At 46.0% G+C, this 22034-nt stretch carries 22 protein-coding genes and 1 tRNA gene; 6 read left to right on the top strand and 17 right to left on the bottom strand.

Annotated elements, in window-relative coordinates:
* Positions 1-51: 51 nt before the first annotated feature.
* From A5868_RS04365 to A5868_RS04340, 6 genes are all read right to left on the bottom strand, one after another.
* Positions 52-1251: an ABC transporter permease gene (locus A5868_RS04365; protein WP_086305559.1), complete on the bottom strand. Its 1200-nt coding sequence runs from the start codon at positions 1249-1251 to the stop codon at positions 52-54.
* The gene (locus tag A5868_RS04360; RefSeq protein ID WP_086305558.1) at positions 1248-1934 is read right to left on the bottom strand and encodes an ABC transporter ATP-binding protein; all 687 of its coding nucleotides are present in this window, start codon (positions 1932-1934) and stop codon (positions 1248-1250) included. Before A5868_RS04360 ends, A5868_RS04365 begins: the two co-directional genes overlap by 4 nt.
* A complete protein-coding gene (locus A5868_RS04355; protein WP_086305557.1) occupies positions 1935-3146 on the bottom strand; it encodes an efflux RND transporter periplasmic adaptor subunit in 1212 nt (403 codons plus the stop codon).
* Between the two features lie 3 nt (positions 3147-3149).
* Entirely contained in the window at positions 3150-3623 is a 474-nt protein-coding gene (locus tag A5868_RS04350; RefSeq protein ID WP_010781488.1) for a hypothetical protein, read from the bottom strand.
* A gap of 169 nt (positions 3624-3792) precedes the next feature.
* Positions 3793-4230: a hypothetical protein gene (locus A5868_RS04345; protein ID WP_086305556.1), complete on the bottom strand. Its 438-nt coding sequence runs from the start codon at positions 4228-4230 to the stop codon at positions 3793-3795.
* A gap of 249 nt (positions 4231-4479) precedes the next feature.
* Positions 4480-4551: transfer RNA gene (locus tag A5868_RS04340), tRNA-Glu, on the bottom strand.
* 242 nt (positions 4552-4793) lie between these two features.
* On the opposite strand from A5868_RS04340, the gene A5868_RS04335 reads away from it, so the two are divergent.
* The 4 genes from A5868_RS04335 (at position 4794) to A5868_RS04320 (ending at position 9359) form a co-directional block, all read left to right on the top strand.
* Positions 4794-5423 (top strand): CBS domain-containing protein, encoded by a 630-nt coding sequence (locus A5868_RS04335; RefSeq protein ID WP_010781490.1) that lies wholly within the window; start codon positions 4794-4796, stop codon positions 5421-5423.
* 11 nt (positions 5424-5434) lie between these two features.
* Positions 5435-6247 (top strand): pyruvate, water dikinase regulatory protein, encoded by an 813-nt coding sequence (locus tag A5868_RS04330; protein ID WP_010781491.1) that lies wholly within the window; start codon positions 5435-5437, stop codon positions 6245-6247.
* A 122-nt stretch (positions 6248-6369) separates the two neighbouring features.
* The gene (locus A5868_RS04325) at positions 6370-8304 is read left to right on the top strand and encodes a fructose-1,6-bisphosphatase (RefSeq protein WP_086305555.1); all 1935 of its coding nucleotides are present in this window, start codon (positions 6370-6372) and stop codon (positions 8302-8304) included.
* 113 nt (positions 8305-8417) lie between these two features.
* Complete coding sequence (locus A5868_RS04320; protein ID WP_086305554.1) at positions 8418-9359, top strand: AEC family transporter; 942 nt, start codon at positions 8418-8420, stop codon at positions 9357-9359.
* 46 nt (positions 9360-9405) lie between these two features.
* Here A5868_RS04320 and glyS read toward each other — a convergent pair whose 3' ends face one another.
* The 11 genes from glyS to hisG all read right to left on the bottom strand — a co-directional run bounded on the left by glyS (position 9406) and on the right by hisG (position 21036).
* Positions 9406-11484, bottom strand: coding sequence for a glycine--tRNA ligase subunit beta (gene glyS, locus A5868_RS04315; protein WP_086305553.1), 2079 nt, complete (start codon positions 11482-11484; stop codon positions 9406-9408).
* Position 11485: 1 nt separating this feature from the next.
* Positions 11486-12373, bottom strand: coding sequence for a glycine--tRNA ligase subunit alpha (gene glyQ / locus A5868_RS04310; RefSeq protein ID WP_086305552.1), 888 nt, complete (start codon positions 12371-12373; stop codon positions 11486-11488).
* 572 nt (positions 12374-12945) lie between these two features.
* On the bottom strand, positions 12946-13773 hold the full coding sequence (locus A5868_RS04305) for a histidinol-phosphatase HisJ family protein (RefSeq protein ID WP_086305551.1): 828 nt from the start codon (positions 13771-13773) through the stop codon (positions 12946-12948).
* A gap of 24 nt (positions 13774-13797) precedes the next feature.
* Positions 13798-14430 carry a bifunctional phosphoribosyl-AMP cyclohydrolase/phosphoribosyl-ATP diphosphatase HisIE gene (gene hisIE / locus A5868_RS04300; protein WP_086305550.1) on the bottom strand — a complete coding sequence of 211 codons (633 nt, stop codon included), beginning with the start codon at positions 14428-14430 and terminating at the stop codon, positions 13798-13800.
* 12 nt (positions 14431-14442) lie between these two features.
* Positions 14443-15201 carry an imidazole glycerol phosphate synthase subunit HisF gene (gene hisF / locus A5868_RS04295; protein ID WP_086305549.1) on the bottom strand — a complete coding sequence of 253 codons (759 nt, stop codon included), beginning with the start codon at positions 15199-15201 and terminating at the stop codon, positions 14443-14445.
* Complete coding sequence (hisA, locus tag A5868_RS04290) at positions 15198-15920, bottom strand: 1-(5-phosphoribosyl)-5-[(5-phosphoribosylamino)methylideneamino]imidazole-4-carboxamide isomerase (RefSeq protein ID WP_086305548.1); 723 nt, start codon at positions 15918-15920, stop codon at positions 15198-15200. The genes hisF and hisA overlap by 4 nt, the downstream gene beginning before the upstream one ends.
* Positions 15917-16543: an imidazole glycerol phosphate synthase subunit HisH gene (gene hisH / locus A5868_RS04285; protein ID WP_086305547.1), complete on the bottom strand. Its 627-nt coding sequence runs from the start codon at positions 16541-16543 to the stop codon at positions 15917-15919. Before hisH ends, hisA begins: the two co-directional genes overlap by 4 nt.
* An 11-nt stretch (positions 16544-16554) precedes the next feature.
* Positions 16555-17148, bottom strand: coding sequence for an imidazoleglycerol-phosphate dehydratase HisB (hisB, locus tag A5868_RS04280; RefSeq protein ID WP_086305546.1), 594 nt, complete (start codon positions 17146-17148; stop codon positions 16555-16557).
* Positions 17145-18203 carry a histidinol-phosphate transaminase gene (hisC, locus tag A5868_RS04275; protein ID WP_086305545.1) on the bottom strand — a complete coding sequence of 353 codons (1059 nt, stop codon included), beginning with the start codon at positions 18201-18203 and terminating at the stop codon, positions 17145-17147. Before hisC ends, hisB begins: the two co-directional genes overlap by 4 nt.
* Complete coding sequence (gene hisD, locus A5868_RS04270) at positions 18200-19480, bottom strand: histidinol dehydrogenase (RefSeq protein WP_086305544.1); 1281 nt, start codon at positions 19478-19480, stop codon at positions 18200-18202. The genes hisC and hisD overlap by 4 nt, the downstream gene beginning before the upstream one ends.
* A complete protein-coding gene (hisG, locus tag A5868_RS04265; protein WP_086305543.1) occupies positions 19477-21036 on the bottom strand; it encodes an ATP phosphoribosyltransferase in 1560 nt (519 codons plus the stop codon). Before hisG ends, hisD begins: the two co-directional genes overlap by 4 nt.
* 216 nt (positions 21037-21252) lie before the next feature.
* Here hisG and A5868_RS04260 point away from each other — a divergent pair, with 216 nt between their 5' ends.
* Entirely contained in the window at positions 21253-21660 is a 408-nt protein-coding gene (locus tag A5868_RS04260) for a hypothetical protein (RefSeq protein WP_086305542.1), read from the top strand.
* Entirely contained in the window at positions 21660-22034 is a 375-nt protein-coding gene (locus tag A5868_RS04255) for a hypothetical protein (RefSeq protein ID WP_086305541.1), read from the top strand. The genes A5868_RS04260 and A5868_RS04255 overlap by 1 nt, the downstream gene beginning before the upstream one ends.

Raw genomic sequence — 22034 nt, 5'->3', positions numbered from 1 at the left:
TTGAAATGGCTCTCGATTTCTAGCGAAAGACCGATAGCTTTTTCGACCTATTTATCTAAGGATATCGATCAAATCTTTCTTCGCTGCTTCAGAGGCGGGCATCACTGAGAATACCAACCCGATTCCGCTTGAAACGCCGACTGCTAAACAAACTGTAAACAAATCCACGGATACCGAGATATCCATGACATTTCCGATCGCATAGGCCACGATCATCCCGAGAAGATAGCCGATGATCCCGCCGACAAGTGTCAAGGTCATGCCCTCCAGCAAGAATTGCAGGCGGATCGCGCCACGCGTTGCCCCTAATGCCCGACGTATCCCGATTTCTTTTGTTCGCTCAGAAACGGAGATATACATCATATTCATGACACCGACCCCTGCGATGAAGAGAGAGATCCCTGCTACCGCGCTGATGAAGAGTGTAATACTGCTTAAAACCTCACTGATCCCATCTGTCATCATCGCCATATTGGATACTTGGTATTCCCCTTGCTGACGCATCGCTCCGGCGTCTTGCAGTTTTTTGATGGCTTTGTCAGCGACTTTGTTCAACTGACTGCCGTCTGCTAATGTCAGGACGACCGAGCTTGTGTAGCGTTCATTCCCAAAGAAATGGACGTAGGTTTGTCGAGGGATCTGGATTTTCGTAGAGCCCATGGAGAACATCGTCTCTTCCATCCCAGATGGAAATACCCCCACGATAGTGAAAACTTGATTGTCTAACGTAAAGCCGCGTCCGACCGCGCTTTTTGCTGTACCGAACAGGTCTTTTGCCAACGACGAATCGATGGTCACGACTTTGCTTTGTGTCTGGTTGTCATACATGGAGATGCTGCGTCCATGGCTGACTGCTTTGCCTTTTTTCGAGACCACGCCGACACGGTAATTTTTCTTCTTATCCTTTACTTGAACGTCTTTATAAATATAGGACAAATCGTTCTTTGGATAGTTGACCGACTCCACGCCATCGATCGTTCTTAATATACTGAAGTCAGAATCTTGGATCATATCGATGTTGGAAGAATACAAGGCATCGTTGCTGGGGGCAAAATCAATCGTGACCTCCAGCTTGTCTGAGTCACTCGCAGTCAGACTCTCGATCGTGTCACGCTCAAACCCGCGGCCAATCGATAGAATCGCGATCACCGCAGCGATCCCGATCACGATACCGAACATCGTCAGTGCGCTTCGTTTTTTGTTCTTAAAGATCGAGCCTAAGGAAGAACGCCAATTGACATAGAATTTCATTCGTCATTCACCGCCCTGTCCTCTGTGATCGCGCCGTCCCTGATCTTGACTAATCGTGTGCAATAGGGAACGACCTCTGGATCATGGGTCACTAGAAAAATCGTGACTTTGTCTTGGCGATTCAGTTCTTGGAATAGCTCCATGATCTCGTTGGAGGTATGGGTATCAAGTGCTCCTGTTGGTTCATCCGCGATAATGAATTTTGGCTGATTGATCAGCGCTCGTGCGATGGCCACACGTTGCTGCTGCCCACCGGATAGCTGTCTTGGACGTTTTTCTGCCTTGTCCGCGAGACCGACTTTTTTTAATACTGTCATGACTTTTTTCTTTGTTTGATGGAAGCCGTAGCCGTTATAAAGAAGCGGCAATTCAACATTTTCATAGACCGTATAATTCTCGATCAGGCTGAAATTTTGAAAAACGAAGCCGACGATTTGATTCCGCGTTTTAGACAAACGGTCATCGGTGGTCGTGATCAGGTTTTCATCTTCAAATAAATATTGCCCCTCAAACTTCGTATCGATAAAGCCTAATAGGTTGATCAATGTGGATTTTCCTGAACCGGAAGGACCCATGATCGCGATCATCTCCCCAGCATCGGCCTTCAGATTGATGTCTTTCAGCACATGTAAAGATTCCTCGTCGTTGCGGTAGTACTTGTTGATGTCTTTGAGTTCGATCATCTAATCCACCGCCAATTCCTGACCATCTCGCAAGGATTTATCAGGATTTGAAATGATGCGGTCGCCTTCTTTTAGTCCGTCCTTCAAGAGATAATAATCGCCTTTGTCCTCGACTTGAACCGTCACTTCCCGAACTTTTCCTTTGCGGTAGGCAAACACATAATGGGTGTCCCCTGTTTTTCTGACCGCCTTTTTCGGCACACGGATCTCGTTTAGCGGCATCACGACTTGAACATTGTAGCCATATTGCAGTGTTTCTGTCGGTTTGACAATAAAGCTGTAATTCGAAACCGAGCTTGTCGTTCCTGCGCCGGCTGCTTGTCCTGCGGCTTCACTGGCCCGATCCGGCAGCTTGTTGATGTGTGTGATCGTCCCTGCAATTTCTTGGTTTGTCGTGATTGGCTTGATCGTTACAGGAGCATCTTGTTTCACTTGCGGATAATCGTATTCTGACGCCTTCGCTTCGACCGTCACTTCATTGCTGACGACTTTTACGACTGGGACGGATGCTTCATTTTTCCCTTTTTCGTCGATATAAGCGGTGCCGCTCGTGGCGCTGGCGATCGTGGAGCTGACCTTTCCTCGGATCGTATTGACACTTTGCGACGCTGCGTTTAACTCCGCGTTGGCGCTGTTTAGCGCTTGGCGGGCTTGGACGACACCGTCACTTGCCGCATCCAGGGTGCTTTCGTATTGGGCCTTTTCCTGTTTGTATTGCTCTTTATTGGCTGCGCCTTCTTCGCTGTTGCCATTGGTGTTGTTGTAGTTAGCGGTGGCTTCGTTCACTTTCTGCTGCTCTTTGGCTTGCTTGTCTTGCGCGATCGTCAGCATTTCCTGTGCATTCGCCACGGCTAGGTACAATTTATCTAAATTGGTGCTCTGTTCATCTGCCTGCTCTTGGTATTGGGTATTTGTATAGCTGAGCAGTGTCGTTCCCTCTGTGACTTCTTGCCCATCTTGAACATTGATCTCAGAGATTTTCCCTAACGTTTGATCCAAATAATAATCCTGCGTATGGGTCGCTTCCACGATCCCATTGAAGGTCAGCGGATCAGATTTTTTTAAGGTGATCGTTTTGAATTGATTCTCTTCTACTTTCGTGCCGCGTGTTTGTGAATAGACGAAGATCCCGATAAAAAGGACCAACGCCAACACACCAGCTAAAATACTCCAACGGACTCTTTGCTTTTTCGTCATTTTTTTCTTTCTCATGCGCTACTCCTCGGGTTCTGCTTTAAATAAATGGACGATCACCAGTAATGCAGGCAATAAGAAGATCACCTGAAATACCGTCATAACGATCGTCATGATCGTATTGATATTCGTTCCTTCGATCTGCATCGTTGGCTGCGTGATCAACGATAGGGCCAGGCTCAAAAGGCTCCAGCCGATCGAAACATAATAGGGCACTTTTGAAGGAGCGATCTCGTCGCTTAATTTTTTGTTGGCTTTAAAATAGAAGACGAGTAAAATGATCGACACGACCAATGACAGTACCGAGACGGCTTTTGTCAGCGGGCTGTTCATGTAATCCAACATCTGTCTCCCATAGTCTCCTAACATTTCATAATCCTTTGCATTCGGATTCAAGACTTTCGGCAACCCCATCACCCCAGTTGCTACCGAAAGGATTCCTAAAATAATTACTACTGTGTTCCACGTTTTTGCTTTTTTCAAATGCTTTTCCATTTAACCACTCCCATTCCACTTTTATTCATTCATTCATGAAATTGTCCATCCCCTAAGCAAAACATTTCACAAATTAATACCCATTATACTATTAAGTAACAGTCATTTTAAAGATTGATCTTGAAAAAGGCATTTTTTGTCCCAAACGTATAAGAATTGTTCCTAATAATTACATAAATATCAGTGTCGTTAAAAAGAAAATACAAAGGAGACTCAATAGAATCACGATGGGAAGAAGGTGCTGCTTCTTACTGGTTAACCCGTAGCGCGTGCTTCGAAGCCTGTAGCTGAGCCCAATGATCGCACAATCAAATAAGAAGCTATCAACATGGACTGGGTCGTTGCTGATCAATCCGCCTGTAAGATACCTTCCTGGTGAAAGGATACTCACTATTTCTACAGGTACAGTGAATGACAACACAAGCTGGACAAGATGCACTACAAGAATGACCCCCATACTAATAGCGAACGCGTCCACCACTGTCCGTCGTTCCAGCTCGTCATAGCGATAAAACCGCAGAATGATTCGTATCAATGAAAATAATCCGATGAATGAATACAAGGTGATTCCCCAAAAAATCAGTGTAAAAATACCATAAATAATCATGTTGCCCCTCCTTCAGTTAGATACCGTTTTTTCGTAGCTTCACGTATTTTTGGCGCGGGTACGCCTCCGCACATGCAAGTAAAGATATCTTTACTAAATTGTACCTGTCCTTCTCGCCAAAGTAAAGATATCTTTACGCAAAAAAACGGTCTCTCGTTGGAAGAGAGACCGTAGGAGGATTCAATTTATTTTTTTCAAACAAAAAAGTCCTTCTACCGGTAGCGATCAGCAGAAAGACTTTTATCCTAATAACCCGTACGGGATTTGAACCCGTGCCTCCGCGCTGAGAACGCGGCGTCTTGACCCCTTGACTAACGGGTTAATTTATCAACAGAAAAAAGTATACTGCTAAATGCTTTTTTTAGAAAGTATTTACACTTGCTTTTCGCAAAGAATTCAATATGTGCTTATTTATCCATTTATGTTGTTTATATGCTTATTACGTGTATAATAGACTGTGTATTCACGTCGTATTTTTTTAGGTTATCGAGAAAAGAACAGACGCATGAAAAGACAATCAAAGACTTTTTTTATAGAAAATGAAGGCACCACTAGGAGGACTTATGAACTTATCACAAAGGCAAGAGAAAATCATTGAGATCGTGAAACGCGATCAACCCTTGAGTGGCGAGAAAATCGCTGAACACTTAGGAATCTCACATGCTACTTTACGGACTGACCTTTCCTTCTTAACAATGGCAGGCATTTTAGAGGCGAGCCCAAAGGTCGGCTATACCTACACAGGTGTGGGGATCGAGCAGTTTTTGTTCGATAAAATCTTTTCCGTCAAGGTCGAAGAGATTATGTTGTCCCCGCTGTTAACACCGCAGGACACGTCGATCCATGACGCGATCACCAATATGTTCATGTATGATGTTGGTTCGATCTATGTGACTGATAAAGAACAGCATCTCGTCGGTCTTTTGTCCCGCAAAGATTTATTGCGTGCGTCTTTAAACAGCAATCTGCAAAACACCCCCGTTGCGGTGGTCATGACGCGTGCGCCGCATCTGCAAACGTGTACGAAGGATTATACGATCTTGGAAGCTGGCGCTGTTTTGCTGGATTACCAAGTCGACTCTCTTCCTGTAGTTAGTGAAGACGATCCGAAAAAAGTGATTGGCAAAATTACGAAGTCTCGGATTTTTAATTATATTATGCAACAAGCCAAACAAACGGAAACCAATCGATAGGAGCGAAAAAAATGAAAAGAAGTGTACCATTATACATGATCTCTGATTCAGTCGGTGAGACCTCTCTGAAGTTAGTAAACGCCGCAGCAGCCCAATTTCCTTCAGTAGAATTTGATTTGTCGTATCGTTTTCCTTTTACGAAGGATGAAGACGAGTTAAAAAGCATTTTAGGGGATGCTCTAAAGGACGGCGCAGTCGTGATCACGACTCTGGTCAGCGACAATCTGACGAAGATCGTCACGGACTTTAGCGAACGAACAGGGCTTCAATGTATTAATTTAATGAATCCTTTCATGGAGATCGTTTATCAAAAAACGGGTGTGGCTCCTTTGCAGCAGGCAGGTGTTGTCCATAAATTGAATCAAGAATATTTTGACCGTGTCGCTGCGATCGAATTTGCGGTGAAGTATGATGACGGCAAAGATGCGAAAGGCTTTTTAGAGGCGGATCTTGTATTGCTCGGGATCTCTCGCACGTCGAAAACACCGTTAAGTATGTATCTTGCGAACAATCGCTTGAAGGTAGCAAACTTGCCGCTGATCCCTGAAGTTCCCTTGCCCGAACAAATCAAAGCAGTTCCAAAGGAGAAGATCGTTGGTCTGCTGATCGAACCAGAAGTTCAGAAAAAAATCCGTATGAGTCGGTTGAATTCCCTCGGCTTGGCTGAGAATTCTCGCTATTCAGATATCAATCGTATCAAAGAGGAAGTCGATTATGCCATGCGCGTTTACGATGAGTTGGGTGCCTTCACGTTAGATGTCACCAACAAATCGATCGAAGAATCTGCGACATTGATCTGTGAGCATTTAGACAATAATTTATAAGAACTATCACTTCCCCGCATCGCAGACGTGTCTAAAGAAGTCCCTCGGTGACTTCTCTGCCTGCGTGGATTTTTTGAAGTTTATGCTGAAAAACGTTCTTACTATGGATAAGGAGCACATTTATGCTATCGACCCGCGAAAAGTATTATCAAATGTTGGAAAAAGAATTTCGCACCAGAGAGGCGGTCATGACCGAGTTGATCAACTTAGAAGCTATCATGCACTTGCCTAAAGGAACCGAACTTTACATTAGTGATATTCATGGGGAGTTCACCGCCTTCGACCATATTTTGCGGACAGGCGCAGGGAACATCAAAGAAAAGATCAGCCTGCTTTTTGGTGATCGGCTGACGGAGCACGAGAAGGACAAGCTGACGATCTTAGTCGCCTATCCAAAGGAAGCGCTGGCAGATCAGGCGTTTTATGCCTACCGTGACCGCTCATGGTATCGCAAAAAGATTCGCCAATTATTGGAGCTGCTGGCCTTTTGCTCAACAAAGTATACGCGCTCGAAAGTTCGGAAAGCGCTGCCCAAGCAATACGCATACATTATTGAAGAATTGATGTATACTGATACGAATTATTCAGACAAGGCTGCCTACTTCGATCAAATTCTGGCGCACCTCCTCGACTTGGATCAAGGCAGACCGTTTATTGTCGCGTTGTGTCAAAGTATCCAACGCCTAGTGGTGGACCACCTGCATGTCGTCGGCGATATCTATGACCGCGGACCGGAAGCAGACAAGGTGATGGACAGGCTTTGCCAGCACCCTTCCGTCGATATCCAGTGGGGCAACCATGACATTCTCTGGATCGGCGCTTACGCCGGGTCTCGTGCCTGTCTCATGACCTTATTAAGAATCGCTGCCCGCTACAATTATCTCTATGAGATCGAACAAGCTTATGCACTGAACCTGCGTCCGCTGTTCATGCACGCAGAAGAACATTACGACAAAAATCCGATCTTCACACCAAAAGAGAAAAACAGCAGTGAAAGCTATTCGATCGAAAGCTTAGACAGTTTGGAAAGGGTTCATCAAGCGTTGTCGATCCTTCAATTTAAGCTGGAGGGGCAATTGATCAAGCGTCACCCTGATTTTAAAATGGAAGACCGGTTATTGCTGGAGAAGATCGATTACGACAACGAAACGATCTCGCTTAATGGCAAAAGCTATCCGCTGCAGGGAAGCTGCTTCCAAACGTTGCAAAAGGATGTCCACGCACTGACGGAACAGGAAGAATACGTCGTTGATACCTTACTGACCTCCTTCCAGCAATCGTCGAAGATGCAGGAACACATCCAACTGCTCCTGAACAAAGGCTCCATGTACCGCGTCTACAACCAGCACCTGCTCTTTCATGGCTGTCTGCCCTTGAAAAAAGACGGCAGCTTTTTGCCGCTGACTGTAGAAGGGACTGATTACGGCGGGAAGGACCTGCTGAATTTCTTTGAAGATCACATCCGCTCAGGCTGTCAAAGTCAGGAAAAGGACAATTCTTCCGCGGATTGGATCTGGTATTGCTGGACTGGAAAGATCTCTCCGCAATTTGGAAAGAGCGCCATGACGACCTTTGAACGCTATTTTATTGCAGACAAGGCGACGCATAAGGAAATCAAAAACCCTTATTATCACTATCGAGATACGAAGGAAACGTGTCAGATGATCTTGGAGGAGTTTGCGCTGTATTCCCCTAATTCACGGATCATCAACGGGCATACCCCTGTCAAGGTCCAGGATGGCGAATCTCCGATCAAGGGCGAGGGCATGCTGTTCGTCATCGACGGCGGGCTCTCAAAGGCGTATCAAAAAACGACCGGCATCGCAGGCTACTCCCTGCTGAATAATTCCTACGGCTTTCAGCTTGTGACCCATGATCCCTTTGAATCTGTCGAAAATCTCTTAGAAAAACAAGCCGACGAAACCTCGTTGAAGCGTGTGATCGATAAAGATCTGAAGCGCCTTCTGATCAAGGATACGACCGTCGGAGACAGCCTCGAAGAACAGATCGAAAATCTAACTGGCTTGCTTCATTATCAAGACAAAAACAACAGCTAACTCGTTATGAAAGAGGCGTCTTTCTAACTAGCTGAAGCAGAAAGAAAAACACGGGTGTCATCGGTGATTGATGGCGCTCGTGTTTTTCTGTATAGTAGATGCGAGGTGAAAAAATGGTTTCTGCATATATCAATATCTTTTTTATTTTTGTCTTGATGTTCATCGGCTACGTGCTGACATATAAGCAATGGTTCTCCAATCAAATTGGCGATGCCTTCTCAAAGCTTGTCTTACAGATCGCACTGCCCTGTAATATGTTCCTGACGATCACGAAGAATTTTTCTCGTTCTGAATTTCTTCACTTGGTCAGCGGAATGGTGATCCCGCTGCTGTCGATGCTGCTGACCTTTGGGCTCAGCTTTGCCTATCGACGGCTCTTCAAGATCTCCTCTGCCCGCAAAGGAATCTTCTCTACGATGTTTACCTGCTCCAACACGATCTTCATTGGACTGCCCATCAATTTGGCGATTTTTGGTGAAAAGGCGGTGCCTTATGTACTGCTGTACTATATTGTAAATACTACGATTTTTTGGACGCTGGGCATTTATTTTATCGCTCGCGACAATCCGCAGATCGAACAGGCGACAGTTAATTTTCACCTAGTGCCCATTCTGAAAAAAATCTTTTCTCCTGCCCTGCTTGGGTTTCTGATTGGGCTCGCGGCGGTCTTGATCAATACTACCGTACCGGCTTCTCTTGCCACGTTTTTAGGGTATCTTGCGAATCTGACGACACCTTTATCCATGTTCGTGATCGGGATCATTGTCTATAACGTCGGGATCAAGAACCTTACCTTGAACAAAGACATCCTTGGTGTGCTCATCGGACGCTATGTGATCTCCCCCTTGGTCGTTTGGCTTTTAGGTCAGTGGATCATCGTGCCGCCGTTGATGCTCTCGGTCTTCATCATACAATCTGCGATGCCTGTACAAAATTCTGTACCGATCTTGGCACGCTCCTACGATGCCGATCAACCGTTTGCGGCATCTTCTCTCGGCTATTCCGTCTTGCTTTATCTGGCGTATATCCCGCTTTTGCTAAAATTGATCCTATAAAAGAACCCCTTCGAGTCAGCACTCGAAGGGGTTCTCTCGTTAAAGCTTATTTTGTAATGATCTTGTCGATGCTTGCTAGGGCATTTGCCATGCGAGCGATGATCGCTAATTGATTCAAGCGATTGTCGCGAACTTTTTCGTCCTCTACCATGATCATCGTGTCGTTGAAGTAACGTTCGATCACTGGACGCAGGTTCGTCAAGGTTTGATAGTTTTCCGCCATGCTTTGGTTTGCGAATTCATCTTCGGCTTCCTTCACCGCGTCATACAATTCTTTTTCACTCGCATTCTCGAATAACGTTTGATCCACTTTGAACGTGATAACGGACATATCCGCTTTTTTCGCCAAATTGATGACACGCGTCAAAGCTTCCATCGCTTCTTTGAAATGGGCATCCGTCACATGCTGATCAAAGATTTGCGCTGTTTTGAAGATCTGTACGAGATCATCCTGGCGTGAATCCACGACAGCATCGATCACGTCATGACGAATGTTTTGGATTTGCAGACGTTGACGCAGGCGTCCCTTAAAGAAGTCGATAAATTCTTTTTGGTCACGATTGAAGTGAATCCCGTAATCCAAAACATCCTCGTTGATCGCGTCGACGATCGCTCCTTGCATATCTGTGAATGGGAAGGTCCAGCCTTGAGCTTCCACGATCCGCACGATGCCGTATGTTTGACGACGTAATGCGTAAGGGTCATTTGAGCCGCTTGGGATCATTCCTACAGCAAAGAATCCTAAGACGCTGTCGATCTTATCTGCAATCGCTAAAACAGCACCGATCGCTGTTTGCGGCAGCGCGCCTTCTGATGAAATAGGCAAATAATGCTCGCGAATCGCTGTGGCAACAGCCGGCTTTTCACCCTTCAGCAACGCATATTTCTTACCCATGATCCCCTGCAATTCTGGGAACTCACCGACCATATTGGTCACGAGGTCGAATTTGTAGATTTCTGAAGCACGTTTCAAGTCCGTCAATTCTTCCTCACTCAAGCCGATTCGTTTTCCGATGACTTGGCTGATCTGACCCACACGCTGCATTTTTTCGTACATGCTGCCGATTTTTTCATGGAAAGTAACATTCTTCAATTTTTCAACACAGGCTTCGATAGACAATTTTTTGTCCTCTTCAAAGAAGAACTCGCCATCCTCTAAACGAGCGGCTAATACTTTTTGGTTCCCTTTGATGACATTATCTAATTTCACGCTGTTTCCGTTACGAACAGAAATGAAATGCGGCAGCAGCATCCCAGCTTGATTGCGCACTTCAAAGTATCGTTGGTGTTCTTTCATAGAAGTGACAAGAACTTCCTCCGGTATAGACAAGAAGCGTTCTTCGAAATCACCGACAAATGCCGTTGGGTATTCGACGAGGTTGGTCACTTCTTCTAACAAATCGGGATCAAGGGGGATCACCCATTTGTTTTTCTCAGCGATCGCTTCGATTTGTTCCACGATAAGCTGTTGACGCTTGTGGGCATCCGCGAGCACAAATTGCTCCTCTAATTTACCTTCGTATTCACTTGGATCAGACAATTCGACTTGGTCTCCCAAGAAACGATGGCCTTCAGTGGTGCGTCCTGTTTTCACGTCTAGCAATTCAAAAGGAATCACTTCGGTGTCTAGCAGTGCCACGATCCAGTGAATCGGACGGATGTATTCAAACATCGTGTCGCCCCAATGCATCATCGTTGGGAAATTCATGCTCTTCACGACATCTAAAAGTCCAGTTAACACTTCTTTGCTTTCTTTTCCGTGGATATATTTTGTGACATAGACATATTCCACGCCGTTCAATTCACGGAATGTGATGGCATCTGTCGTCAGTCCCTGGCCGCGGACAAAGCCTTGGGCCGCTTTACTCCAATTGCCCTCTGCATCCAATGCGATCTTCTTGGCTGGTCCCTTCACTTCTTCTTGAACATCGTCTTGACGATCAGGGATCTTTGTTACACGGATCGCTAAACGCCGAGGCGTGGAGAAGGTCTCGATCGCTTCAAAGGTCAGGTTGTTCTCTGACAAAAAGTTTGAGACTTTTTCTTCTAATTGTTTGATACTTGGCCAAACCACGTGGGCTGGCATTTCTTCTAAACCGATTTCTAATAGTAGATTTTTCGCCATCTTATTTGCCCTCCTGATTCAATAATGGGAAGCCTAGTTTTTCCCGTTCAGCTACGAAGATTTTCGCCACCGAGCGTGCCATATTACGGATACGGGCTAAGTAGCCGGCACGTTCCGTTACCGATACTGCGCCGCGAGCGTCTAGTAAGTTAAAGGTGTGGCTGCATTTTAAAATATAATCGTACGCGGGATGCACCAAATTCTCATCCAAACAACGTTTCGCTTCTTTTTCAAATTTTTCAAAGTTATCTAAAAGCATCGCTTGGTCGCTTTCTTCGAAGGAATATTTTGAATGTTCATATTCCGGCTGCTTGAAGATTTCCCCGTATTTCACGCCTGTGCTCCATTCCAAGTCATAGACACTGTCCACTTCTTGGATGTAAGACGCCAAGCGTTCCAATCCATAGGTCAATTCAGAAGTCACTGGATTCACTTGCAGGCCGCCAACTTGTTGGAAGTACGTAAATTGAGTGATTTCCATGCCGTCAAGCCAGACTTCCCAACCAACACCGGCACAGCCCATCGAAGGGTTTTCCCAGTTGTCTTCTACGAAACGAATGTCGTGCTCTAAAGGATCGATCCCTAATAAACGCAGGCTGTCTAAATACAGCTCTTGGATATTTTTTGGTGAAGGCTTCATGACAACTTGGAATTGATGGTGTTGATACAGCCGGTTTGGATTTTCTCCGTAACGACCATCCGCTGGACGACGTGAAGGCTCTACATAGGCAGCGCGCCATGGCTCAGGTCCGATCGCTCGTAAAAATGTATACGGGCTCATCGTTCCCGCACCCTTTTCTGTGTCGTAGGCTTGCATCAGCATACAGCCGTTGTCAGACCAAAACTTTTGCAACGTCAAAATCATTTCTTGCACGGTTAATTTACTCATTCTGTTTCCTCCTGTTTTATTATTGAAGTTTATTTATCTTTCGACTTGCAGAGCAGCTAGCTCTTATTAAGGAATTTATTTTTCAAAAAACAGAAAAATAAGTTCCATTTTCACTGCGCATACGATTCCACTAACCATACTGAAAGTACGGAGTGGAACTCGCAGTCGACTCAAAAGCCTAATGAAAATAAATTTTTTGCAAAATTTATATTTATCGTCGTCGACATATCATCCAACTAAACAGCTTTTCAAGATATTCAAAATAAAGACCTTATTTAGCTTCTCCGCTAGAATAAACTGCGAAAAGTTGGACTGACAAAAAAAGTCCCTATGCCGAAATAATCGGCATAGGGACGTATCAACGCGGTTCCACCCTACTTCCAAGCAAAGGCTTGGCAGCTTTCAATCGATGTGCTCACAAACGCCAACAAAATTTGTTTTCCCTTCAGGCTTCCACTGTCCCTGATTCGCTGTGTGTTCCACAAATTTTTAATTTGATCTTCGCACCTATTCAACTTGGTTCTATAATAGCGACACCAGACCCCTTTTGTCAAATCTTTCTGCTGAATAAGCTAGTTAAAAGGAATCGGCTGGAAAATACCGTCTTTCAATTGCATCGTTTCAGTGAATCCGATCGACTGCAATAATTCAACGGTCTCAGGGAAATGACAGGTCAACGTGGTCGTTTCGTGGCTGTCGCTCGTAATGATGATCGGACATTCCCGTTGCTTCAATTGTTTTAGCAGGAATGGATTCGGATAGGGTGTCTTTCGCCAATGTCGAGAGATCGCCCCCGTGTTGATCTCCACCATGCCGTCATAGGTCTGGATAATGTCGATCACATCATTCAACGCCTTCGAGGCGATCGCCTGATATTCTGCGCTGTTCTCATCCAACCATGGATTTTTCTCATTGAATTTCGTGATCAAGTCAAAATGCCCCACGATCTCCGAATGGTTTTGATCGATGTGTCTCACCACCGTATCGTAAAAATCCCGCACCATGTGCATTTTATCCCCATGATACCAGTCATCCAGCGTCTTCATCAAGCTCTCAGGACTCTCATCTACGCTGCGGAATACTCCTTGTCGCGGCGGAAAATAGTGGACAGACCCAATCGTATAATCATACCCATAGATAGGATCAGCACTGTAATAATCCCATTCCAAGCCAATGCTGATGTTCAACTGACCCGCTAATTTTTCCTTTAAGTCCCGTAAAGCGGCTTGATACGCCCCTTCATTTTGGACACCGGGACAGCTTGGATCAAAAAGTGCCGGCGAATGACAGGTGAATCCTAGATCTGTAAACCCTAGAGCGATCGCGGCTTGCGCCATGTCCTCTAAGCTGTCTTTTCCATCACACCACGTGCTGTGGGTGTGGGCATTTGAATAAAACATCGCTAACCTCCAAAAAATTGACGTCTATTGCATCGGTTCTTGCTTCACTTTTTTATCGACAACATGGCGATTTGCTAATTCTTGGCGAACCTCTGTTACATCGATCCCCATTTCTACCATCAATACAAGAACATGATACACTAAATCGGAAATTTCGAAAACGGTTTCGCTGCGATCTTCCTTCATCGCGCCGATCACGACTTCCGTAGACTCTTCTCCAACCTTCTTCAGGATTTTTTCGATGCCTTTTTCAAATAGATAACTCGTATAGCTGCCTTCTTGCGGCACTTCTTTGCGTCCTTTGACTAATTCGTACAACGCATCGATCGTTGCCTGCTCGTCTTCGCCGTATAATACGTCATTGAAGCAGCTCTCAGCGCCTGTGTGGCAGGCTGGACCCTCTTTTTTGACCTTCGCGACTAAAGCATCCTGATCACAATCCAATTTCAGTGAGACCAAATGCTGATAGTTCCCGCTGGTTTCCCCTTTGCGCCACAATTCCTTGCGACTGCGGGAATAGAAGGTCATCAACTGATCCTTTAATGTCAATTCATAGCTTTCTTGATTCATATAGGCTAACGTCAAGACTTCATTGGTCTCGGCATCCTGTACGATCACCGGGATCAAGCCTTGCTCGTCAAATTTCAACTTAGTCATGATGCGCCTCCTCTACACCATACGAACAGGAATCCCTGCCGTATTCAATTGTTTTTTCAGATCAGGGATCTTCACTTCACCATAATGGAAGATCGATGCAGCCAAACCAGCTTCAATCTTCGGCAACTGAAAAAGATCAATGAAATCTTCCATTTTCCCAGCGCCCCCAGAAGCCACGATCGGCAAGCTGGTGATCTCGCTGACTGCTTTCAGCAGCGCCAAATCAAACCCTTGCTTCACACCGTCTGTATCCATGCTGTTGATGACTAATTCTCCTGCACCTAACTGCTCTCCCTGGCGAATCCACTCTAACGCCTCCAGACCGGTATCTTCGCGGCCCCCTTTGGCAAAAACATGCCACTGCTCGCCAACACGACGAATATCCACCGACAGCACAACACACTGGCTGCCGTAACGTTTCGCGCCTTCTTCGATCAATTGAGGCCGTCGGATCGCTCCCGAATTGACACTGACCTTGTCCGCCCCGCAATTCAAGACCCGTTCAAAATCAGAGACCTCATTGATTCCGCCGCCGACCGTCAAAGGAATGAACACCTCCGACGCCACGCCCTTCAAAATATCAGTAAACAACCCGCGTTCTTCTGCTGAAGCCGTGATATCATAAAAGACTAATTCATCTGCCCCCTGCTCATTATAAAACCGAGCCAAAGTAACTGGATCGTTGACGTCTTTCAAGCCCGCGAAATTCACGCCCTTCACCACACGGCCATCTCGAACATCCAAACACGGAACAATACGTTTTGCGATCATTGCTCCTCCTCCTTACTAGCAGCCAAAACCTCTTCCAACTTTAACCCGCCATTGTACAAGGACTTGCCGACGATCGCACTTGAAACGCCCAGCTTTTTCAATCCTTTGATGTCTTCCAAAGAAGCAACACCGCCAGAAGCGACGATTTCGATCTCCAACTGATTGAGCTTTTCGTATAGGGGCAAGTTGATGCCTTCTCCTGTCCCATCTCGGGAAATCTCCGTAAAGATGATCGTCTCTGCGCCCCAGTCTACCAACTGCTGGCAGAAATCAAAGGCATCTGTCTCTGTTTTTTCTAGCCAACCCTCTACAGCGACTTTTCCTTCCTTGGCATCCACACCGACCGCAATCTTATGGCCGTATTTTTTTAACATCGCTTGTGTGAATTCCGGATCTTTTTGCGCGACCGTCCCCAGAATCACCCGATCGACACCGGCAGATAAGCAGTGTTTGATGGTTTCTTCATCACGAATCCCGCCGCCGACTTCAACAAACAGGTTCGTATTCTCCACGATTTTTTTGGCGATTCCGAAGTAATGCAGTTTTCCCGCCTTCGCGCCATCCAAATCAACAAGATGCAGATACTTCGCGCCAGCTTTTTCAAAAGATTGCGCAAAAGCTACTGGATCGTCGCCAAACACTTCTTTTTGGTCGTAATCTCCTTGATACAGTCGTACGACTTTTTCATCTAACAGGTCAATTGCTGGAAAAATTTTCATGCCGGCACCTCCGTAAATGCTTTTAAGATCTTCAACCCAACCTCGCCGCTCTTTTCCGGGTGGAATTGGGTTCCAAAGACATTCTTATTTTGAACGATTCCTGGAATTGAGAGCCCATACTCACTGTCGGCGACCAGATGCTCTTGACAATCCGTCGCGTAATAGCTGTGGACATAGTAAACAAAATCATTTTCACCTAATGAGCGAACCAGTGGACTTTCAGGCTTTTTAACATCCAAACGATTCCAGCCGATCTGGGGAACCTTTAGATCGATCTTCGCTTGATCGAAGGCCTCGCGCATTGAGACGATCCGTCCCGGGATCAAGCCTAAACCAGGATGCTCGCCGAATTCTTCGCTCTTATCAAATAAAAGCTGCATGCCTAAACAAATCCCTAAAAACGGTTTGCCAGAAGCCGCTAATGCTTGGATCGGTTCGACTAATTCCAACTCTTCCAGTTTTTTTCGTGCATCGCCAAAGGCACCGACACCGGGCAAGATGATCCGATCGGCCGCCTTTAATTCTTCGAGTGAACGTGTCACTTGGCATTCCACTCCCAAGTATTCCAATGAGCGCGACAAGCTAAACAAGTTGCCGACACCATAGTCAATAATCGCTAGCATAGGCTTCCCCCTTAATTTATCGTCCCTTTTGTCGATGGGATCTCATCCGGTGCGGCTTGGTTGATCGCCACCGCTTCACCCAGTGCCCGCCCAAAGCCCTTGAAGCAGGCTTCCACGATGTGGTGGCTGTTCTTACCGGCGATTTGATGCAAATGGATGGTTGCGCCGATCTCCCGAGCAAAAGCGATGAAGAATTCTTCGACCAATTCAGTGTCAAACTGCTGACCGATCTTTTCACTAGGAATGTCCAGCTCGACGACCGCCATCCCGCGTCCGCTGATATCGATCGCTGCCATGACTAAGGATTCGTCCATCGGCAACAACATACTGCCGTAGCGTTTGATCCCGCGACGTTCCCCCAAGCTATCGGAAAATGCCCGACCGATCGCGATGGCTACATCCTCTGTCGTATGGTGTGCATCCACTTCAATATCACCGTCACAGACCAGATCAAGATCAAAGCGTCCATGGCGTACAAATAATTCCAGCATATGATCCAAAAAACCGACACCCGTTTTGATGGTTTGCTGCCCAGTGCCGTCTACTGCTAAGGTCAATTGAATCTTCGTTTCCGATGTATTGCGCGTTACTTCTGCTTGTCTCATGCCTTCACCTCTTCTAATATGCTTCTCAAAGCCGCTGCCAATTGTTCCATTTGTTCTTGCGTTCCCACAGTGATCCGCAAATATTCTTTCGTCCGCGGCTGATTGAACCAACGGACTAAAATTTTTCGTTCTCTCAAGGCTTGGAAGAGTACTTCCCCAGCCATTTTTGGATGCCTCGCAAAGAGAAAGTTTCCCTGACTGTCTGTTTGTTCAAAGCCAAGGGCCGTCAATTCCTGCTTGCACCATTCTCTTACTCGGATCGTTTCTTGGATCTTTTCATCTACATAGGCCTGCTCTTGCAAGACAGCGCCACCGGCTGCTTGGGTCAGGCTATTGATATTGTAAGGATTCAAGCTGAAACGCAGGCGGTTCATATCTGCGATCAGCGCCGCATTTCCGACACCAAAGCCTAAGCGCGCGCCAGCCAACTGACGTGATTTGGAGAAGGTGCCCACGACCAATAAATTTTCATAGCGATTGATCAAAGACACCATAGACTCGCCGCTAAAATCGATATAAGCTTCATCCACGATGACCAAACGTTCAGGATGCTTTTCGATAAAAGCGCAGATCTCTGTTTGTGACAGATATATTCCCGTTGGTGCATTCGGATTCGCAAAAATCACGGTTCCTGACAACGCATCATAATCTGTCAACTCAAGTGAAAAATCCTCCTTCAAAGGAACAACAGTCGCATCCACATGATACAAGCCGCTGTACACTTGATAAAATCCGTAGGTCACATCAGGGAAAGCGATGCCTTTTTCAGTAAAGCCTTGGAAAAGATACGAAAGGACCTCATCGCTACCATTTCCTAGAAAAAGCTGATTCTGCTCCACACCTAAATATTCCGCCAATGGCTTGGCTACCGCTTCTACCGCGATATCGGAATACCGATTCAATGTTTGAGAAGCTTCGGCAACTGCTGCTTGAACACTAGGCGCAGGCGGATACGGACTTTCATTCGTATTCAATTTGATGAAGCTTTCCTCATCCACCTGTTCACCTGGCGTATAAGGAACCAGCTCCTGAAATTTTTGGTTCAAAAATGTCATGCCTCTTCACCTCTTCGTACTTTCATCGACCGCGCGTGCCCCATCAACTCTTCCGTCTCCGCAAATAATTCCACCGCGTGAGCCGCTTCTCGCATCGCCTCTTCTGTGTAATACAAATAGCTGCTCTTCTTTACAAAGTCATCGACAGACAATGGCGAGTAAAAACGCGCCGTTCCTTCTGTCGGCAACGTGTGGTTCGGACCAGCAAAATAATCCCCTAAAACCTCTGGCGTATGGTGCCCTAAAAAGACGCTCCCGGCATTTTCTACTTTTCCTAACAGCGCAAAGGGCTCTGCCACCGCTAACTCGAGATGCTCCGGTGCGATTTGATTCGCGATCGACAGTCCTTCAGCCAGATCCTTCACCAAGATGATCTTCCCGTTGGTTTCAATGGCCGCTTCCGCGATCGCTCTTCTCGGCAGCGTCGCCAATTGCTGAGCGATTTCTGCCTGGACATCGTCAATCAAGGCTTCTTCCGTTGTCACCAGAATCGCTTGAGCCAATTTATCGTGCTCCGCCTGAGCTAAAAGATCTGCTGCGACCCAACGCGGATTCGCTGTATGATCCGCAACGATCAATACGTCACTTGGGCCGGCGATCATGTCGATATCGACTTCCCCGTACACCATCTTTTTAGCAGTCGCTACGTAAATATTTCCCGGTCCGACGATTTTATCGACTTTGGAAATCGTTTCTGTTCCATAAGCAAGCGCCGCTACGCCATGCGCGCCGCCAACCTTGTACACATCGTCCACGCCGGCGATAGAAGCCGCCGCCAAAATAGCAGCAGGGACATTGCCCTCATGGTCTGTGGGCGTGATCATGACGATTTTTTTGACTCCGGCTATTTTTGCCGGCAGTACATCCATCAACACCGTACTAGGATAGGCTGCTGTTCCACCAGGCACATACACACCGACACGAGCCAACGGACTGATTCGCTGCCCCATCACCACGCCGTTTGGTTCCGTCGAAACAAACCCCTGACGAACCTGCTTCTTATGGAACGCCAAAATATTCTCTTTCGCCTGCGTCATCACTTCTAGCAATTCTGTCGAAACCGCCAACTTGGCCGCCTCGATCTCAGCCTCCGTGACAGCTAGCGACGACAATGTCACCTGATCGATTTCTTCGATGAGCTGATACAGTGCCTGATCGCCGTCTTTTTGCACACGTTCAATAATTTTCGTCACTACCGCTGAAACATCTGCTGTCTCAGAATAGCTTCGCGACAAAATAGCCGTTAATTGATCCTTTTCCGTCGAATAAACTCTCATAGCTGCTCCCTCACCTTCTCGATCACTCGCTGGATGCGTTCCTGTTTGAAGCGCCACGTCGCATGGTTGATGATCATGCGTGCCGAAGACGGCGCAATATCCTGAATCACTTTTAGGTCATTTTCTTTCAGAGTGGTTCCTGTCTCGACAATGTCCACGATCACATCAGATAGTCCCAGCAACGGCGCCAACTCGATAGAGCCGTGCAAGTGGATCAGTTCCACCGAACGTCCCAGTCCTTCGTAGTATTCCCGAGTAATCTGAGGATACTTCGTTGAAACACGTAACGGTCGAGAAAAATCTTCCTCAAAATCATTATGCGCGGCAACCGCCAACCGGCATTCCCCCATGTGCAGATCGAGAAATTCGATGACTTCGGCTTTGCTTTCCAGTAAAATGTCCTTGCCAACAACCCCGATATCCGCGGCTCCATGCTCTACGTAAATAGCAACGTCACTAGGCTTTACCAAGAAGAAGCGCAGTTTATTCTTCTCGTCGCAAAAAATCAATTTACGATTCTCTTCAAAGACACCCTCTGAAGCCACTCCTGCTTTGGTGAACAGGTCATAAACGGCATCGCCCATCCGCCCTTTCGGTAAGGCAATATTTAAATAATCCGAGTCCTGCGTGTCATCCGGCAGTTTCTGCCCCACATGATTCAGCTTCATCCCAAAGCCGATCGCCCCTTGATCCTTGCCCTGCCGACTCATCAAGCGGTCATAACGGCCGCCGTATAAAATAGTCTCCCGTGCTTCCTTGATAAAGCCTTGAAACAGCAAGCCGCTATAGTAGTCGGCATCGTTCATGATAGAAAAATCAAGCCGCAGACGAATCTTGTTGGAGAGGTTTTCCTCCTGTAAAGCCCTGTACAATTGCTTCAATTCTTCTAATCCCGCTTGTGCTTGCGGATAATCTGCCAATAATACTTTTGCTCGCTGATATTTCGTTTCAAAATCTCCCGACAAACGCACCAGCTTCGCCAAATGCTCCGATTCTTCATCAGACAAGCCAGCTTTTTTCGTTAAGGTATCCATTCCGTGAGAACTCTTGTCCCGTAAACAATCCAGCACTTTCGGACGGTCCTCTTCTGGGAAGCGTTCGCAGATGCCATTCAAGATCCCCATATGAGAAAGATCCAGCGTGCCTTCCCCCACCTGAGCCAAGCTTTCCCAAGCCAGCTTCAGTACTTCCAATTGGTCTTCCCAAGTAATCTCATCAATGATCTCTAAACCGATCTGATAAATTTTTTGGTATTCCCCCGCCTGGCGGTCGTGGCGATAGACATCCTCGACATAATAAACTTTCCGTGCCTCTCCCGCGGGTGTATTTTTCGCGATCGAAAGCGTCACATCGGGTTTCAGAGCCATGGTTCGCCCGTCATTTCCCGTAAACGTTATAATGGAAGAATTTCGTAAAAAGTTATAGCTTTGCTGATAGTTGCTATACTCTTCGAAATTATTTAAGTGATAGGGATGAAAATGATGCTGAGTATACAACTTTCTTAACTCTAATTCGATTTGTTCTTCTGGTCTCAGGACTTCCCATAATTCTTCCACACTATCACTCCTTGATTTGATTGGATTTAGATTAGTTTTTTTTAACCATATTAATCACTTTATCATAAAATTGCAATGGAAACCTGTGAAGCTTTCTACTTTTAGGAAAATCACACAAAAAAAGAATTCTTTTTTCAATAGCCGATTCTCAGAATTTCTATCCGAAAGGCCCAGTATTTCTGCTATACTTTTAGCAATACGTTAGGAGGGATCATTATGTTTGCATCATTGAAAAGAGTACATCATAGATTTGAGTTATTTATTGCAGAAAATCCGAAGTTGTCTATCCTGCTACTGATCGTTACGTTGTCTGCCGTGCAAGGAATCGTAAATTTTTTCAGAGGTGCGCCTCTCCTTTCCAATCTCAGCTATATTTTTAGTTTGATTTGGTTCTACTCTATTGGCCTTCTCGCTTCAAACTTTACGAAAAAGAAAAATGGACAATTCCTTATTTGCTTTCTCCTTTCCTTCATTACATTGATCCTTCAAAGTATTTTTGAGAAAAGTCTCGTTGATCACACGTCGGTCTTCTTACTTGCGATCCTGGCACTTTTTATCGGCAGCTTATCTTGGCTGCTCACAGCTACTCTGTCATCCAAAAGAACTAGACAGGAGAATGTCTAATGCCACAGCGACATGTAAAACAAAGAAAAGACCAAAACCTTTTATTATTTCTAGGGGTATTTGTTGCAGCACTTCTATTTGACTCGTTCCGCGACTTATTTCTACACGGCTGGTCAGCGAAACGTGCCTTTTCGATTGCCGTCGTTCTTTTTTTCTTACCCTTTTCCTATCTCATTGAGAAAAAGACGGATTGGACGAATAGAGCAAGGTTACTCGTTTATTTCTTTTACTTTTTGATCACTGGGACATTCGCCTCGGCTATCCTCTATCAGAATCACTTAACGGGGGAAATGCTTTTTCTCTATTGTTTCTTATCCTTTTTTGGCAGCCTTTCTTGGTTTGCTATTTGCAAACGATTGAAGACAAAAAAATAA

The sequence above is a fragment of the Enterococcus sp. 12F9_DIV0723 genome, assembly GCF_002174375.1.
Lineage (GTDB): Bacteria > Bacillota > Bacilli > Lactobacillales > Enterococcaceae > Enterococcus_A > Enterococcus_A gilvus.
This window is presented reverse-complemented; position numbering and strand designations above follow the sequence as displayed.

What these genes read in the sequence shown, in the direction of transcription:
- A5868_RS04365 (WP_086305559.1), bottom strand. Translation starts at nt 1,251, where the DNA reads ATGAAATTCTATGTCAATTGGCGTTCTTCCTTAGGCTCGATCTTTAAG.
- A5868_RS04360 (WP_086305558.1), bottom strand. Translation starts at nt 1,934, where the DNA reads ATGATCGAACTCAAAGACATCAACAAGTACTACCGCAACGACGAGGAA.
- A5868_RS04355 (WP_086305557.1), bottom strand. Translation starts at nt 3,146, where the DNA reads ATGAGAAAGAAAAAAATGACGAAAAAGCAAAGAGTCCGTTGGAGTATT.
- A5868_RS04350 (WP_010781488.1), bottom strand. Translation starts at nt 3,623, where the DNA reads ATGGAAAAGCATTTGAAAAAAGCAAAAACGTGGAACACAGTAGTAATT.
- A5868_RS04345 (WP_086305556.1), bottom strand. Translation starts at nt 4,230, where the DNA reads ATGATTATTTATGGTATTTTTACACTGATTTTTTGGGGAATCACCTTG.
- A5868_RS04335 (WP_010781490.1), top strand. Translation starts at nt 4,794, where the DNA reads ATGAACTTATCACAAAGGCAAGAGAAAATCATTGAGATCGTGAAACGC.
- A5868_RS04330 (WP_010781491.1), top strand. Translation starts at nt 5,435, where the DNA reads ATGAAAAGAAGTGTACCATTATACATGATCTCTGATTCAGTCGGTGAG.
- A5868_RS04325 (WP_086305555.1), top strand. Translation starts at nt 6,370, where the DNA reads ATGCTATCGACCCGCGAAAAGTATTATCAAATGTTGGAAAAAGAATTT.
- A5868_RS04320 (WP_086305554.1), top strand. Translation starts at nt 8,418, where the DNA reads ATGGTTTCTGCATATATCAATATCTTTTTTATTTTTGTCTTGATGTTC.
- glyS (WP_086305553.1), bottom strand. Translation starts at nt 11,484, where the DNA reads ATGGCGAAAAATCTACTATTAGAAATCGGTTTAGAAGAAATGCCAGCC.
- glyQ (WP_086305552.1), bottom strand. Translation starts at nt 12,373, where the DNA reads ATGAGTAAATTAACCGTGCAAGAAATGATTTTGACGTTGCAAAAGTTT.
- A5868_RS04305 (WP_086305551.1), bottom strand. Translation starts at nt 13,773, where the DNA reads ATGTTTTATTCAAATGCCCACACCCACAGCACGTGGTGTGATGGAAAA.
- hisIE (WP_086305550.1), bottom strand. Translation starts at nt 14,430, where the DNA reads ATGACTAAGTTGAAATTTGACGAGCAAGGCTTGATCCCGGTGATCGTA.
- hisF (WP_086305549.1), bottom strand. Translation starts at nt 15,201, where the DNA reads ATGATCGCAAAACGTATTGTTCCGTGTTTGGATGTTCGAGATGGCCGT.
- hisA (WP_086305548.1), bottom strand. Translation starts at nt 15,920, where the DNA reads ATGAAAATTTTTCCAGCAATTGACCTGTTAGATGAAAAAGTCGTACGA.
- hisH (WP_086305547.1), bottom strand. Translation starts at nt 16,543, where the DNA reads ATGCTAGCGATTATTGACTATGGTGTCGGCAACTTGTTTAGCTTGTCG.
- hisB (WP_086305546.1), bottom strand. Translation starts at nt 17,148, where the DNA reads ATGAGACAAGCAGAAGTAACGCGCAATACATCGGAAACGAAGATTCAA.
- hisC (WP_086305545.1), bottom strand. Translation starts at nt 18,203, where the DNA reads ATGACATTTTTGAACCAAAAATTTCAGGAGCTGGTTCCTTATACGCCA.
- hisD (WP_086305544.1), bottom strand. Translation starts at nt 19,480, where the DNA reads ATGAGAGTTTATTCGACGGAAAAGGATCAATTAACGGCTATTTTGTCG.
- A5868_RS04260 (WP_086305542.1), top strand. Translation starts at nt 21,253, where the DNA reads ATGTTTGCATCATTGAAAAGAGTACATCATAGATTTGAGTTATTTATT.
- A5868_RS04255 (WP_086305541.1), top strand. Translation starts at nt 21,660, where the DNA reads ATGCCACAGCGACATGTAAAACAAAGAAAAGACCAAAACCTTTTATTA.